This window comes from Vibrio superstes, from assembly GCF_003569005.1.
Classification (GTDB): Bacteria; Pseudomonadota; Gammaproteobacteria; order Enterobacterales; family Vibrionaceae; genus Vibrio; species Vibrio superstes.
Genome location: NZ_BCUR01000001.1, coordinates 1,357,553 through 1,374,162, shown reverse-complemented (window position 1 = coordinate 1,374,162; position 16,610 = coordinate 1,357,553). Strand labels below are relative to the sequence as shown.

Annotated in this window: 7 protein-coding genes; all 7 read right to left on the bottom strand. The window is 43.2% G+C overall.

Going from position 1 to position 16,610, the window contains the following annotated elements:
• Positions 1-382: 382 nt before the first annotated feature.
• On the bottom strand, positions 383-6,667 hold the full coding sequence (locus D5I41_RS05935; protein WP_119008972.1) for a DEAD/DEAH box helicase: 6,285 nt from the start codon (positions 6,665-6,667) through the stop codon (positions 383-385).
• An 11-nt stretch (positions 6,668-6,678) separates the two neighbouring features.
• A complete protein-coding gene (locus D5I41_RS05930; RefSeq protein ID WP_119008971.1) occupies positions 6,679-10,002 on the bottom strand; it encodes an STY4851/ECs_5259 family protein in 3,324 nt (1,107 codons plus the stop codon).
• Positions 10,003-10,588: 586 nt separating this feature from the next.
• The gene (locus tag D5I41_RS05925; RefSeq protein ID WP_119008970.1) at positions 10,589-11,557 is read right to left on the bottom strand and encodes an OmpA/MotB family protein; all 969 of its coding nucleotides are present in this window, start codon (positions 11,555-11,557) and stop codon (positions 10,589-10,591) included.
• A gap of 1 nt (position 11,558) precedes the next feature.
• Positions 11,559-12,461, bottom strand: a complete 903-nt coding sequence (locus tag D5I41_RS05920; RefSeq protein WP_119008969.1) for a hypothetical protein — start codon at positions 12,459-12,461, stop codon at positions 11,559-11,561.
• 62 nt (positions 12,462-12,523) lie between these two features.
• The gene (locus tag D5I41_RS05915; protein ID WP_235868868.1) at positions 12,524-13,300 is read right to left on the bottom strand and encodes an OmpA/MotB family protein; all 777 of its coding nucleotides are present in this window, start codon (positions 13,298-13,300) and stop codon (positions 12,524-12,526) included.
• Complete coding sequence (locus tag D5I41_RS05910; RefSeq protein ID WP_119008967.1) at positions 13,297-15,189, bottom strand: hypothetical protein; 1,893 nt, start codon at positions 15,187-15,189, stop codon at positions 13,297-13,299. Before D5I41_RS05910 ends, D5I41_RS05915 begins: the two co-directional genes overlap by 4 nt.
• Complete coding sequence (locus D5I41_RS05905) at positions 15,189-16,610, bottom strand: hypothetical protein (protein ID WP_119008966.1); 1,422 nt, start codon at positions 16,608-16,610, stop codon at positions 15,189-15,191. Before D5I41_RS05905 ends, D5I41_RS05910 begins: the two co-directional genes overlap by 1 nt.

The window sequence follows — 16,610 nt, the reverse complement described above, 5'->3', positions numbered from 1 at the left end:
GACGAGCAAGGTTACTAGAGCAGAACTCTCTAGCTACTCTTCCGTTAGTGAACAGTCACTACTCTGATTTCGTATATTGCCCTTGAAACTGGATGATTATTTTTGTAATAATCTAAAGTAGTTTCAGCCCCACCTATATCTTTGGTTAGTGTTTGCTCTAGTATTTCAAACATAAACTGTCCAGTTAAGTCGTCCATAGACCAAAAGTAGATAGCCCACATGTTTTAAACCTCCTCTAACTGCTTTGCATATGAACATATGTTAGTTTTTGTCTGTTTACTCTAGAAATGACTCTAAATCGGAATACACCTATTTTAGGGGATGTTTACAAAAGGTTAGCGCTGTCGACAATACATCAGACAGCGCTGGTAGTTAAACCACATTACTCTTGGATTGAATACGAAATATCCGTACTCCAGTCTTCACTGTTTCTTACTGCAATCCCTTTTTCAAGTTTTTGTAATTGTGCCAACTGGTGGACGGGATCTAGTTCAAAACCAAATTTTATACTTTGGAAGTTTGATTGTGGCTCGAACAAACGCCAGTACCCCATCCCTTGATCTAGCTTGAAATGAATCTTCTGGCCAGAAGCTAGTGTCAGAGTAAGAAGCCTGCGGTGAGCGATGTCTGCTCGGCTATCAACTACGGTAAGAACCGGCTCCACTTTGGCTTTATGCTCAATCCATGTTTTGAACACTGCAAAGTGATCATCTTGATAAAGCCAATCTTGATGTAAAAACTGACCTGAACGTTCCTTTTCGTTAAACAAGGTCGCGACTTTCAACACCGGTTTTGCGGAAAGCACATTGCACAGTGACCCAAGCACTTGTGTGATAAGCAACAAACTAGCTGGACTTTGTTGATAACGGTCGCTGTATGCGACTTCGACAACAGGGTCATTCGACAATAACTTGAGCAGTTCGTCACCATCGTTTTTAAATAGATGCATCCAAAATCGTTCGCCAAAGCCCGTTAACTTGCCATTTAGCTGGGTAGTAATTTCCCACTCACCATTCTTCGCACTTTGTTTGGCCGTGCTTACTTCAAAAAGCTTAGGCTTTGTATCTATTAAATTAAGTTGGACACTTTCGACCACTAGCCCACCAGCATTCAACCAACCTACTCCTGGTGTAGAGTTTTCATATGTATCAGTAGCGAGTGAAACTATATTGCTTCTAGTTTTTAACTGGACCGCGATATTCGAATTCAGTTCTGTCTGTGATTGACATAACGCGAAATTCACACCAAGGTTTTGCAGAGCAATCAGCTCGATTTCCGTTTCGCTGTCTAGTTCAACATTAGGCAACACGATCGTAACGTCAACATTGTCCTTAGCAAGGTATGTCACCAAACTATTTCTAAACTTGGGATTTAAAAGGTCCCAGTTATTAAAATCGTTCGGTAACTGAAACAATACCGAAGTTGCCCCTTGGTTAATCCAATGACGCACGGCTTGGTCAATAGAACTTGGTTGATAATAGCCACCAGCTAACAATTGAACATCTTCTGGCAAGCCGACAAAGTTAATAAACCCATCGCCTAACCAATCTTTAGCGGCTTGACGATCTAAACTATCAGAGTCTCGGCGAGTATCGGATTGCAATAAACAATCACCACAAGCTGTTTCACAGCTTTGACATTCTAGATTGCGAACCATTTTTCGTAATAAAGATTCAACGTGCAAATGCGCAGAGCTCGCGAAGCCCGCACCTCCAGAAATAGTGTCAAACAATTGAATTACAAGCGCGACTTCGCCTTCAGATACGATTGCAGGACGCAATGCATAACCCAATTCTGATGTCGAAATACCAAGTTGTTCAGCCAGTGCAGCGCGCAGGGCTACCGCAAGAGTGGTTGCAACCACTCTCCCATCAGCGTCATCTGCTATGTATTCATTGCTAACTGGATTTTTCAAACTCAATTCAAACACATCAGTCTTAGTGTGGGCACCAAGGTGAATGGACTCCATCAACGTTGGCGAACCATCACACTCTACCGAATCATCACCTTTCTTGTCGCGTTGCGGTGCTTTAAGCGGACGATGCGGCTTTGTTGGATTCAAAATCTTAGGGAAATGTCCATTTTTGTCCATTGATTCAGCTCGACCACATGTCATGCACAACGCGTAACCTGTACCGTTCTCACCAGAGGTGTGGTTAAACACTGTGCCTTCGGTGTTAGATAACATGTACCCAATTTTATCATTCGGTAAGCTCACTCTCGCAGCGTTCCCGGCACTCACCCAAGCCGGCTCAACTGGAATGAATTTTTGCATAGCGATGTTATTGGTCGGCGTTGCGTAAAAATCAGTCACAAAGCCGGTTGGTTGTAACACTCTGCGAATATGCTTTTGCTTAATTGGTTTAGCACATTCTGGGTTACTACAATTCAGATCCGCCATCACTGACGCTTGAGTCTCATAGCCGGTGTGACCACAAGAATCACAACGCCATGCTAAATCAAATTTTTGTGCTTCATTGGTATCAGCGTGTACGTTTTGCCAATGCAGTGACACACCTCCAGAAGTAAACACTCGACCATCTAAAACAATTTCCGAACCTGGCGCATACTCACGAATCGCAACGGCAAGGTTACGGCTTGGTAAACCACGGCTGCGCGAAACATTGTCAATTCGGTCCGACTTAGGTGTTTTGTTATTCTGCTTTTCACGAATAAAGTCCTGAATATTATTGTTATCAAAATTCACAACGTCCGTTGGAAAACCATAACCTGGTAAAAACGATTTCGACGCTAACTCACGCAGAACAAACTCATTTTTTAAACGATAGAGTTCTTTGTTAATGCGATACTCATAAGGAGAATCACTGAGCGCGGACGTCAATTGTTTTGTTAGATAGCGGTATTCTTCAAACCAACGATCTCGCAATTGGCGAATTGTATCCGCTGAGATATCACATAACGTCTCGCAAGTGTGATCGTTTAAAGCAGTGCCTTTTACTAAGCTCTCCAGTGACTTAGACCACTGTAGTGCATCACTACCTAACCAATCCAACAAACGGTCACACACGGAATCTTGTTCAGGCAAATAGAACCATTCCAGATTCAGTTTCGTTTTCTCTTTGTTCGTTGTCCCAACATGGCGATTTAAGAAAAGCGAGAACAATAAAGAGTTAACATGCCTTTGTACCAAACGTTCCGAATTAAATGCCACATAGGGCGCAGGAATCTGGGTAACAAATGGCCACTTAGGATTATCAAAAACTCGCTGATCATGGGGATTGCCTTTACACAAAGTATACGAAATAGCACGAGACTCTTTGCTACGCCCTGCACGTCCCGCTCGTTGTAAATAGTTAGCCGGATGTGGTGGTACATTGTTCATTACTACCGCCGAAATACCGCCAATATCTACCCCCATTTCCATAGTCGTTGAGCAGTTTAAAACGTTAATTTTTCCTTGCTTGAACATGTCTTCGTAATCGTTCAGCCTGTCAGCGCTTTGCTGTGCTGAGTGCTCTGCTGTTCGATAATAGAAGCCACCTTCTAGAGCTCGGTCGTTGACATCAGTCCACAAGTTAGTGCTACGCAACTTTTGAATCGCGTCATCCTGAGCGGCTTGACTACGCAATGATTTTAAGCCCTCTTCGTAATCGAGTTGGCTAATGTCGTACTCCCAAATGTGTGGGTATGGCACTTCGGTACAAATATATAGTTTAGGGTCTTCGACCTTACGTGGAAGATAAGGGGTAAAACCTTTAAATGTGCGGTCTATTAGCTTGTTAGTTATCGGGCACACGTACGCTTTTTCGAGTAAAGAAAAGTCCATTTTATGACGATCAAGCGCATATTGGTTACCATCATTCGTAAGCACACGTGCATCTACAGTGAGTACTTTCCATGCGTCCCTCAACCAACCGTTGATGATATCCTGCCCATGGCTTGAACTCGCATCTAGCCCTGTACCTAGACTTAGCAGCTTAGCTAACCTCTGGAGTTGTGAGCCTTTAATTTGTGGCCACCGTTTAATACGCCATTCATCTTTTTCGTCAGATTCTGGGTTGCGAAGAGCTTTTGCAGAAAAGTGACCACCTATCCACTTAATCCACCCCTCATCTTCCATACGCATAAAGTTGTTCTCACGCACGTAGAAATCGAGAGCAACTTTAATGAAGTCCTTCCAGTCTTCTAGTAACAACCCATGTAATTCCCACTTTTCAGGACAGCGCGTAAGCGTTTCAATTCCTTGATAACTGACTGTTATTAAACCTTGAGTTTCACTGCTATTTTGACGTTTTGGTCGGCGAGAAAACTCTCTAAACAGCAACATATCAGCTAGCTTTAAACTGCCGTCGCTATCTTTAAATACTTCAGGGGATAAGTATTGGTTATAGAGTTTCATTGCACCTTTGAAGTCGCTCTTTCTGGCTAACTCATTGATCATTTCAACCCATGAAACAGACACTGGCTTAAATGCCATAGCTCCTGATTCAAGCGCATCAGCCTGACGCTCTAACTGTTCAGCAGCTTCATCCATGCTAGCCATACCAAGCCCACGAAGGCCTGCAGCTTTCTCACGCAGCTCTGAAGGCGAAATACCCTCATTCACTACTTCTTGGTTTGCCATGCTATCGAGTTGTTTGTTCTTAAGTACTTCAACGACAGCACCACGTAATTTTGAACGTTCAGCTTCTTGCTGCATTCGTACTGAAAGACGAGCTGTCCCTTGGCGGCTATCCGTAAACGTAATTAATCGGCGCCCCCTAGCTGGCAAAGACTGGGGCCCAACGTGATTGCTTTCCCCTTCAAAGTCAGGGCAATACTCCAATAGAGTTGGTACAACATTAGCTATGTAAAATGGCGCACCTAACATTGCGCGTCTTAAAGGCATGCTTCCACTAAAACCACTAAAACCGCAGTTACAACAGTGAGACTGTCCTGACATATCATGAGTCAGTGCATAACCTTCGCCATTCAATGAACCGAGGTTACCCTCAGGGCTTATAATCATTGAACCAAAATGCCCTTCTTCATCGAGTCGACTACCAAAAATTTTAGGAGTGTTAGAGTTTTCCTCAGCATCTTGGATTTGCTGATTTTCATCTTCTCCCGACTCATGTTGAAGTGAAAATTCGTCTCCAGCGCTTCCATTCCATTGGCCCAGCTTTCCTTTGTTATCCCTGGCGAGAAGATGTGGTTCGTTACATTCAATACAAAAACTCAATTCTAGCACTGGTGCACCACAATCACATTTCTGGCGGTGAGTCGCATAGACCATGCCAAATGACCAGCCTTGTTCTAATGCCGTGTTTTTCTTACAGCCGCAATCTTTATCAATACACGCAAACAACCCATTAGTCATTCGTTGAAAAAAATGAGCTCTTACTTTCAAAAATGCTTCACTTGATGCATCTGGCTTAGTACCAGTCAACACGTCTATCCATCGCAGCAACTTCTGTTGGGATATAACCTCACCATTCAGTGTTATTGATACTTGTTGAGCAATATCTTTTAAAGTAAGTGGCTTATCACTATCAACAATGATCTCTCGTATCTTAAGTGCTACTGGATGAGCGCACAGTGCTTTAAATCGCTCTGGAGCTACGTCAGGGTCATACTTGCCTTTTTTAACTTCAGTGCCTTTCGGTTCGATTGACTCTGCCTCTTCGAGACTAAGTGATTTTTTTTCGACAAAATCAAGCTTTGGGATAACACGTCGTCCACCAATAACTTTAACTTGGTCAGTTTCAACCCCAGCAAGGTTGGCAAGGTATGTTTGTAATTGTCCTGCTGCTTCGTCTCCCGCAATCGTCGCAGAAGTTGCAACGAAGCGAACATCTTTCGCTTCAACCCCAAAAGCCTGTAACACGCGACGAAGTTGAAGTGATAATTCAGCAGCTTGTGACCCAACGTAAGTATGAGCCTCATCAAGTACAATCCAACGAAGAGATTTTTGTGCACGAGATTGTTCTATAATTGGTGAGTCAACTTGGCGAACTAGCATGTACTCAAGCATCGTGCCATTGGTAACCAAAATAGGAGCAGGTTCTTTACGCAGTAACTCCCTTGATAATACTTCATTTGGACGCTTTTTCTGTGCCGAGCGCATTTTGTTTTCACTGTTTTCTGTATTGCCGTTATACAAACAGTAGCGAAGATTGCTGCCGAAGTGTTGCGTCCAAGCGTCCAAACGTTCTTGTTGAGAATTAATCAACGCATTAAGCGGATACAGAAATAGCGCCCTAACACCAACAAGAGATTGTTGAGTTTGTGCATACTCTTCATATAAGTCATTGATTACCGGAACCATAAAACACTCAGTTTTACCCGAACCTGTGCCAGAGGTAACCACTACTGATTTCGGTTTCTCATCAAGTAAGGTTTTCCATGCTGTAAGCTGGTGTTTGAAGGGATGGAATTCGGTTCCAAAACGATAACGTCCATTGGACTTGTCATCGAGAGAATCAACCACTGCACTATTAAGTAACCCACCCTTTAAGTTTTTCATATTGGGCTCAGCGAACTCCCACCCAAAGGTGTGTTCGAACAACGGCGGCGCCATAAAAGATTGGGGCTCACCACTCTCGGCAGACATCACTTGCTTCAAGTGTTCGCGTAAGCTTGAATTAGCGACGCCAAGTACGCCTAAAGTAGCCTCTTGTGAGCGATTAATTGACTGCTCAACCAAAGAAGAGAAATAACGATTCATATTCTATGCTCCTAAGAAGCGCTGCATGTAAGGTAGTTGACCACGTAACTAAACAAAGGACCAAACCATTGATGATCAAAGTTTTTTAGCTGGCGAAAATCGAATAACATTTTGTGCTCAAAACGTGAAATAATTTCTTGTGGTACTCGACCACAGGCGACGCCAGCTGCAAAGATTGGCGCATATACAACACCAGTTTGATACCCTGCATTTACCGTCAAGTCGAATGGCATGAGACCCAGGGAGGAACACATTTGACGCAAGTCGTCCCCTCCATCATTCGGCCAATGATCATTATCACTATGTAGCCGTAGTAAATCTTGATACCACTGCCCTTGAATCATTGGTTGCATGATCTGAATGGGAAATGGCTGAGCTAGTTTTTCGTTTTTAAGGTATTGTGCTAGGGCTGAAAGCGAAGAAATTTCCTGCGTTAACTTGTCTATCATTTTGCCCAATAGATCTGCTTGCATTTCGCCAGTTACACCAAGCTTTTGCAAAGCATCACCAAACAACTTCTTAGCGTCCAACCAACATTGGATCGGTACAAATTCCCACACAACAGGCAGTTGAGTCTCAAGTTTTGCGATAAACTGTGCGTCCATATCAAATTTGAACAAAGCGATGGCAAGTGCTTTAGGGTTTCGTACTAAATGACGCCACACTTCAAAAGTGGACATTGGTAAATATTGAAATTGCTTCCATGTGCTTTGCAAATATGTCCAACCGCTATGGTTCCAATCATCAGCCATTTGCGAAATCACTTTTGCAATACTGGTCACTTCATCACGAGGATTAAATGCTCGGGCCGCTTTTTGCAATGTATTGATTTCTAAAACATCGCTATCTTTTTTATCGCTAGCAATGAAACGAGCTCGAAATGCAACTTTGGAGTTTTCAGCCGGTAATACTAACCATGGTCCACCATCATTCAGAAAACTTGGGAGCTCATATTCTCCCGTGTCGACCCCTTCGCTAACACGACTGATTAGTGGATGTGGCGCTTGTTCAGGTTTAGTGAGATCCGTTAGGATCGCCTTAACCCCAGATGCATCTCTCAGCGTGCGACTATTTAAGCTCACTAAGTTGGTACCTGTATCGTAGTAGCTAACAGTCGTTGAGTAATAGCTAATGACGAAACGCTCCGTTCGCCCACAGCCTTTGATTGAAAGTTCGACCTCACAGTCTAAGTTTTCGCTCAACGATAGTAGTTCAAGGACATGATCTCGAAGACCATATAAGCTGACCTCAACAGGCTTGTCGATTACACGGTAATCCCAATTGAAGCTTGCAGCTCGGCGTCCTGAACTGTGCTTAGATAAATTCAGTAATGTAATTTCGTAAAGTGTTGGCCTTCCCTGCTGAGTGAAGAGATTGATACGACTCCCGACTAAATCTTCGAGCGACAAACGACGTTGTAAAGGCAGTCCGTTTCCATTGAACGCAGTTACACCTGTCGATGGATATGGCACAATCAGAGTAATGGGCTCAGACAGCAAAGAAGCTTGAATATTTAGTGCAAACGTCGCAGGAGGCATTCCATTAGAATTCAAATAAATCTCTGTTATACCTGTTTCTGGCTTTTTAACTGAAGCTTGTAACTCTTTGTTTGTAATATGCGCTACGAGTGGCGACTGGCTGGAAACAAGTACGCGACCTTCTGAAGGAGTCACACCCGGAACCAACTCCAACTTAAAGTCTTTAGGAAGAATACCTATTCGTTTTCTAAGTAGCACCTCGTTGTCACGGTTTTTGACTGACAACAACTGGCGACCATTAACTTCTGATGGAGCAAGGCTGTGGGCAACTTCACCATTTAAGTAGGTACTCAAGCCAAGGCCAATATCTCCAACGTCTTGCGTTGCAATTTTCGGCACGCCTTTAAACACTAGAGATGGTATGGTTTTCCAAGGTAGAAGGTCTCCCTTTAAAGTGAAGACATCATCAGCATAGTATTCTGCACCAGTAGTAATGACAAACGTATCTCCATTCTCTAATGAAAGAGAAACCTTCCCCTCTAAGGTATAGGTTTCTAAACTCCGGAATACGAGCAATGGATTACGAGTGTAACTACCACGTTGTAATGTGTACTCTGTAAACCTTGGCGCCAGTACGAGAACCTCTTCTACCTTAGTACGGGCTGTGGCTTGCCCTGCGACGAGCCATCGACCATCACTCGGAACTAACGTAAGTGGTGTTTCTTCGCAATCAACCGCACTGCCTGCAAGTCTCTCTTGAGCTAACTGCCTACCCGATTGCAATGCGACAACGTACAGTTCACTGCCTGTCGAATCACGCACTACTGATGCTAAACTTTGGCGAATTCGAACAACCGTTTTGTCATTTTCAAACTGAGCAAAGCAGGTACCAAGGGATGCTAAGTGACGCTCACCTTCAAAGATAGCCAGTTCAATTCGACTACTACTCAATTGAACTGGGTTTATATCAAATATGATGTTCAGCGGTAATAAAACATCACTAATCACACTTTGGTTAGCGAAATCGATATAGTGTTTACAACGTAAATCGCGGCGTTTCTTTGCTACCTTACGCACTTCTTCCGTTGCGCGTGAAAGCAACTGACTTAAGAACGAAGTGCCTGTAGCGCTATCCAATGGTAAAGGGAACACTTCGCGCCATTGAGGATAATTTTGCTCTAGGTAGTCAACTGGGTCGGCTTGTTCATCGAGATTGTAGGTGTGTACAAAACTGTCTAGCTTTTCTACCATGTTTCGAATCAGTTCTATTGACTCTTCACCTTGCAGCGATTCTGGAAGGTACACAACCTTACTGCTAATGTAGGCATTGACCGCACTATCACCAAATTCTTTTGCGACCTGGTACTTGTCAAACACCGAGTTAAAGGTCCATTGATAGTGATTGTCATTCTGCGATAGTAAATTAGAAGGTAACCCACCCTCTCTAAACAAAGAACCTAAATAATCATTACGATTAGACTGGCTGTAACGCGACAAAGTTTTACCCCAATAATCCTCAAGCCCCATAGGGATCGCTTCACTAATATCGCCAGACGATAGACGAAACTTTAAACGGTTAAAAATAGGTTCCCAGCTCCAATTCTGGGTATACTCTCGCCTAAACCACTCCGCACAATAAAGAGTGAATGCGCCACACCACTCTTTAGTAAAACGTAACGTGTGTTGGAAATCTCGGCTTTTCGATAACACTACCTCCAACTCGCGATATTCCGATTGAGTCATATGAAGCTGGTAAAGTGGTTGATTAGAATGAATTTTATCACTGCGAGTAAGGCAGAATTGTTTAAGCCAGTCAGAAACTGACTGTGTAGATATGTTAGAAGTATTAGATATCACAAGATGACCGCTTATTAAATTATTGGCTGTCGATATAAAATAACCACAGCCGTCATGAATGATGGAGTAAGTCAGTTACCAGTTGATCGTTATTTGTAACACACTCACTGCTCGTCGAGGCTTCCTTAACCTGTAGGTATAGCTTGAAAAAATCTGTCAAAGCTATGATTCACTTATACTAGATGTAACTTCACTTAAAATTTGTAACTGTTTTGACGCTCTAACTTTTTTGAAACTCATGTAGTAGACGCACTGCTTGAAGATCTTCCGAAGGTTCACATTGGAGTTTAATTTGCTCTTGGGAATTTTATTCATTATCCAAATTCTACCCGGAAATGGTGAATGGATATTCTCATATCATCACAGACTTCGATAATAGGTGTAAGCATTCGAACTCCTCATTTCCTGAGATGCGTCATTTCATATGTGATTGTTCATGGGCAAGCTTTATACATTGATGAACTCATGCACATCACATAACCATACTATCTATGACTGTGAGGTTATGCTGATCACTTTGCGCCATATCGTTTAAGAAAAAACCACGTTCGAGACCAAACATGATTTTTAATAAACTATCAAATAACTATCCTAGGTTCCCATCGAGAGCTTTCTCAACATCTGTGGTAGAAGGTGGCGACATAATGAACCTAAAATCTATACGCCTATTCTTGGGATCATTAGTTGGCTCAAGATGAGCATGATCTGCCACTGGCCTGTCGTCACCGTAACCACTGACACTAAATACAGGCTGCTGTTGCTCGTTCTGCATCTGCTTCAAAAGCTCAGTATCATTAACCAGCTTATTGAATGTGTAATTGGCTCGTGCGGTGGATAGATCTCGGTTGTCTGCAAACTGGTTTAGCAATGCACCTCTGATTGGAACATTGTCGGTGTGTCCTTCAATGAAGACCGAGTTCAGTTTTCCTTTGGTTTCAGGAAGACACTGCAGGTTTTCCGGCTGTATTGCTGCATAACAAGGAAGAATCTGCGACAGAACATTGGAAACTGTCTGCAAACGCTCAAGATAAGCGTCATTCAGAGTCGCTTTACCTGTTGGAAAGAGAATCGCATCTTCACCAAGGCGCATCACGCCATGCTTCATATCCATGTCTACCACCAGCCCATGCTTCTGAAGTGTGCTTTCGATATCTTCAAGTAAAGCCTCTCGAGTTTGCGAATTTTTCGCTATCTCAGATAGGTATCCTCTCGCGACGTTTCTCTCGGTAACCAGCTTATCGTTCTGTTCTTCAAGCTTCGTCTGCAGCTCCTTAGATGCCACTTCTTTCTTCAGTAGCTCTGCATTCTTTTGCTCAAGGCTGACTCGCATCTTGTTGGCTTGCTGCTCTTTTTCAATAAGCTCCGCTTCTCTACTTTTGAGTTTTGCGAGATTGGCTTGATATTCATTCTCTTTACGCAAGCTATCTTCGTTTGCTGTCATCAAAGAAATCATGAACACAGCGAGCAATATAATGAATACAAAGATCAAACCTGACATGATGTCTGAGACAGAAAGAATATAGCTTCCATCGTCTGAGTATTTTTTACTCGCCACGTTACTTCACCATGTAGTCAGCACGTTTAGGTGCAAATTTTGTCGCATTCTTTAGCATGTATGAAGCTCGATACTGCCACAGTCCGGTTTTGCTCAAGTGAATACCTAGGTTGTACTTGAGTACTGGCAACTGGTAAACAACCTCATTAAAGGTGGCTACTTTAGTGCCTAGCTCAGCGATAAAACATTCCTCGGCTTGCGTTGAGTAAGCAACAACAGCGTTTCCAATCTGCATGACCACGTAAATGTCCTTACCGCTAATCTCTCTCAGTGCTGTGCTTTGAGGTATGTAGCGACGAAGCTCGGACAACGTCTCTGCTGAACAATAGACATCGATATTAGAAACAAACCCTTGCTTCACATAGACGCGGAAGAAATGGTTCACCCAGTGGAAATTAGGCGAATCGACAAATTCTGTTGTTAAGCTGCTAAAGAGTTCAAATTTTTCATCTATCCACTCTAGCTGCTGAGCTTCTATACCTCCAACAAAGCTACTAACACCTTTATCTAAAGTTCCTTGATGATTGGATGCGAAGCGCTTAGCTCTACTAGAACCAAGCTTCACATTTAATGAAAGATTAAAAATATCAGATGCTAGCTCTGGCAGTTTCGTCGAAAGCTTGGACTGAGCCAGATTATCTATATTGGTTAGAAGTACATCACAGCTAATGACATCGTTGCGTGACTTAAAAACCGAGTGAGCTTGTGGCCAGAAATCTTCGACTTCCAGTACATTACCCATAGCAGCTCGCTTCGAGGGCTCTAAAACACATAAATGCGCCATAACCCTCTGACCGTAGAGAGAAACGTTCTTGGTGTTTAACTGTTTTTGCTGAGCTAAACGCTCTGTATGCTTAAAGCCAATACGCAACTCATCATCTGTCGGTGCCCAAGATTGATTCATTAATTGCGAGCCTATATGCCTCGAAGCATGAGTCAATGACGATGCGACTCTGAAGTTACTCATCAGAGATTCCCCTCCATTGCATTTTGAGCCTCAGTGACTGTTGGTGGCGTCATAATAAATCTGAAGTCAATACGTCGGTTGATAGGATCGCTTTTGGGATAAGGATGTTCATGTCCAGGAACAGGCCTACCCTCACCGTAGCCACTCACACTGATCACTGGTTGAGTATTGGTATTTAGCATTGAAGCAAGCAGAGGCTGACTGATAGTAACTTCACGATAAGTAAACATGGCTCTATCCGCAGATAGCTCCCAGTTATCCTTATACTTTTGAGCAAGTCGCCCTCCAATAGGGACATTGTCCGTGTGTCCTTCAATAAAGACAGAATCAATCTTACCCTGAGTATCAACTAAACACTTTCCATTATCAGGTTGGTTACTACCATAACAAGGTAAAATCTCTGCTAGTACTTCAGCCACAACCTCCAAACGGTCTAGCTGCGTTCCTCGCAGATCTGCCGACCCCGTAGAAAATCGGATAGCATTCTCATTTAGGCGAAGCACACCATGCTCCACATCGATATCTACCTCGATGCTACGTTTAGCTAGCGCATCTTGAATATCGGTCAGCATGGCGCCACGCATGCGATCATTCTCTTCAAATTTACTCAGGATCTGAGTCAACTCTTGCAACTTTTCTTCATGTTCTCTCGACGAAATCAAGAAGTCGATAACAAAGATCGCAAGGGTAATTATGAAGATGAACATCAAACCAGACATGATGTCTGAAACAGACATCATGTAGCTTGATTCTTCACCGTGTCTCTTTATTCTCACGCTTGAGCTGCCTTCTTATACTCAGTACTCGAAAGATCGTTTACTAGCGCACCAATCTCATTCGCCGCTTCCATTAGGTTGTTAGCAACATCTGCAGACTTGCTGTCCATGTTCAGTAGCTGGTTATTTGCGTGGGTAACGTATTGTTCTAAGCCTTGATTGAGTTGATCAAAAGACTGATTCAGAGAAGCTTCAAACTGAGCAGCAAAACCAGCCTGCGAGGAAACAAGTGAATTCAGTTGCTCTGCGGCATTTGAGATAGCTTTGTTTGATTGGCCGGTAGTCATAACGCTAACTTGAACTTGCTCAACCAAGCCTTGGAACTGCTGAAGCGTGTCACTTGTTTGTTGGTTAGCCTCAACGAACTGATGCGATGCAGAGTTTAAGTTAGTCATCACTTGGTTGAATCCTTCCAAGCAGTTCATCGAGCTTGAGTTCAGCTGATTAACCACTTGAACATTGCCAACGAGCTCTGTATTCATCTTCTTGAAACTATCAACCACATAAGGAAGTTGAGCTATCGAATCTGCTACAGCAGACTCTGCAGTGCGCATCTGCTGAGCTAGATTAGAAACCTGCTCACTCAGACTCTCTGCTACCTGCTCTAGCATCTGTGGCAACATTTCACTGGTCAGTGTTTGATATTGCTGCAATGAACTATTCATGTGTTCAGACGTTAGCTGAGCCAACTGCTGCGGGATATTCGCAAACTCAGCGGACGTTTCGCGCATGGTGGTTGTGTAGTTCTCAGAAATCTCCACTACTTTCGTTTGAACTGTATCTGTCATCGCCGAAACTACGCTCTCGACGTGAGTAATCACCTCTTTTTCACGAGACGACATCTCATCCACTGAAGTCGCTAGCTGTTGGGTCAAGCTTTGAACCGAGGCCTCTAGATTAGAAGTCAGTTTCGAAGTCGTCTCCAATGTCTTGTCTTGCGCGTCTGAGAAACGCTCGATATTAGACAACAACCCTGTATTCATCTCCTGAAGGACAACACCCATCTGCTTGATCTCTGTGCCTGCAGTCTCCAGTAAGGATTCTCGGAATTCACGAGATACACGGCGAATGGTGTCATCGGTAATTCGTTGTTGGTCCACTTGGAAATCAGACAGTGCTTTTGTCTGAGCTTCAGTTGCTTCAAGTTGCATCGCAGCCAATTTATCTGAGTCAATCATCTCAATATGCGACGCTAAATAATCACTAAAGTCTTTCACTGTGATTTCTAATTTATGGAAGCGCGACTTCTCATACCAAGAGAAAATCATAGAGCAGATAATACCCACTACAGAGGTAGTAAATGCAATGCTAGCGCCAGATAGAAGCGGGTTTAACGAAGCTTTAGCCGATTCAATATCTGATGAACTTAGACCTACCGAAGCCTCACCAATACCTATCATCAAACCAACAAAGGTAAACAATAAACCAGCGCCCGTCAGCATGTTCGGGATAGCCGTGTATTGACGAACATTCACATGTGGCTCAACAACCGTCTCCATATTGAATACTGAGTTAACCTGTAAAGTATTTCTCAGTGCTGGCGGTTGCCCCTGTTTGCGGGTGTAGTGAGTATCCGGAAGCTGCATGCTTCTACGATAAGCTCCCCATGAAGGTGCTAGATACTTTACTTTTTGAATCAGTGAATGCATCTTGTCGTAGTTTTGATATGCAATAGACGCTGAATTAGGAGTCCAATCCTGTTCAATTTCATTACCGCTGTCATCGTACTCAACTTGGTGCTTTAACTTGCCAAGTTCACTGTTTACCTGATTAAGTTGTTTAATCAATTTTCCGGTCGCACCATGCAATTTAAATGCTGTAATTAGTGCGCCAATGATGATTAATGCACTAAAGGTAATCGTCAATGGGTCTTGAAAGATGCTACTCATTAGAATCTTCTTCCTGTTTTAAAGTAAGTTGCTTTGTCTAATATATTCCGATAACGCCTGTCTCTATCGTCATCGACTTGTCTTTGTTGTTCTGGGGCTAACGATTTTAACCAGTGAGCTGGCGCTCTCTTTCCTGGTCTTATTCCTTTGCTATTCAAAAATCTTGCGATCCGGTTTTGGTAGTAACTCAGATGGTCATGAACCCAATCAGGTTCTAATTGGCTGATAGTCTCAGCATCCAAATACTCGCTCTCAAATAATGCTTGCTCAAGCGCATCTGTTCGTTCGAAAATTCCCAAATCAAAATGAGGTCCAATAAAGCGCTCAACCAAGAAGTAGTCACCCATATCGAATACGCAGATCTCACTCTGATTATTGAGTGGTGACGACGTCATGGTTTGAATACGAAGCTCATCGAGATTCACTTTGTCTCTCAAAATCGAAGATGACCTATCTGTGAGAAAGAAACGGACTCGTTTAAATACATCATTGTAATTGGCCCAAAACATGATACGGCTTCTGAGGTTCTTCACCTGCCGTTCGTTGAGAGAGCTATCGTCACTGGTCTCAATTAAAAGCTCGAAGATTTTTGACACCGACTTATATTCAGTAACGTTAAAAAAGCTCTTTAGCTTTAATTGCGATACTTTTGACAGTCGATACCAGATCGTGTTTTTAGAATCAGGCAAGCAGCGATGCTTTATCCATTTTTCAAATGGTGAATGACTGCTAATAGATCTTGTTTTTTCCAGCAGACGCTCAAGTTGCTCGATCGTATTGTCTTCAGAAACAAAGTCTTGACAGCTTCTCCACCAAGTCAGTTGGGCAGTGGAAGGGTTCAACGGCATTGCTACTTCCGCCTGCAATGCGATAGCGATTATATGCGAACCTTGATGTTCAAGATCTAAGCCACTGAAAAACAGATCTATGCCCTTTCCATTGGTCAAGGCCGCTTTTGCACATAGCAAGTATTGCTCCGCAACCAAGTAGCGCGCTATCTCTATTTGTTGTTTTATAAGCCTCGGAAAAGACTTTGGCAAAACACGAGGGAAGCTACCCAACAGCCAGCTCGCTATAGCAACATAGTTGCGAGCCATCCCAGAAACCAACTTCTTAGCTAGTTCTGAAAACTTCTCTTCATCTCTTTCAAGAGCTGCCCACACTGTTTTTACTGCTCGTTCTTTTTCTAATGCTTCAAGACCCTGGTATTCCTCTTCAGAGCGCAGCACTATTAACCACTCAAGAGATGACAAAGGCTCTGATTTTTCCAGTTTTTCAATCAGCTCTACGAGCTTCTTCTGCGTAAAAGAGCTGGATGGATTCTGGTTTTGATGACTGCCTCCACCTAGAGGAGGAGTAAGAGAGCTAACCTTTATGGTTGACGGCAACGCTGGCTCTAAAAACCAAGAGTTTCGATTCAT

What these genes read in the sequence shown, in the direction of transcription:
- D5I41_RS05920 (WP_119008969.1), bottom strand. Translation starts at nt 12,461, where the DNA reads ATGAATCAATCTTGGGCACCGACAGATGATGAGTTGCGTATTGGCTTT.
- D5I41_RS05910 (WP_119008967.1), bottom strand. Translation starts at nt 15,189, where the DNA reads ATGAGTAGCATCTTTCAAGACCCATTGACGATTACCTTTAGTGCATTA.
- D5I41_RS05905 (WP_119008966.1), bottom strand. Translation starts at nt 16,610, where the DNA reads ATGAATCGAAACTCTTGGTTTTTAGAGCCAGCGTTGCCGTCAACCATA.
- D5I41_RS05935 (WP_119008972.1), bottom strand. Translation starts at nt 6,667, where the DNA reads ATGAATCGTTATTTCTCTTCTTTGGTTGAGCAGTCAATTAATCGCTCA.